The sequence below is a fragment of the Streptomyces bugieae genome (assembly GCF_036352915.1).
GTDB classification, from domain to species: Bacteria; Actinomycetota; Actinomycetes; order Streptomycetales; family Streptomycetaceae; genus Streptomyces; species Streptomyces endophytica.
Genome location: NZ_JAZBJP010000270.1, coordinates 1 through 223 on the forward strand (window position 1 = coordinate 1; position 223 = coordinate 223).

General features: G+C 66.4%; 1 pseudogene. It reads left to right on the plus strand.

From position 1 onward, the window contains the following. Positions 1–32: 32 nt before the first annotated feature. Positions 33–223: pseudogene (locus V2J85_RS41165) on the plus strand (Ig-like domain-containing protein); the annotation flags it as partial.

Genomic DNA, 223 nt, shown 5'->3' on the forward strand with positions numbered 1-223 from the left:
TGACGGGGACGCTGAGCGGCGGCACGACAAGCGTGACCACCAACGGACTGGTGACCGCGGGAACGTACTCCGTCACGGCGACCTACAGCGGTGATCCCAACTTCACCGGCTCGGTCGGTACGGACACTCAGACGGTCACTCAGGCGGCGACGACCACCACCGTCTCCTCCTCGCCCGATCCGTCTGTGGTTGGTCAGTCGGTGACGTTCACGGCCACGGTGGC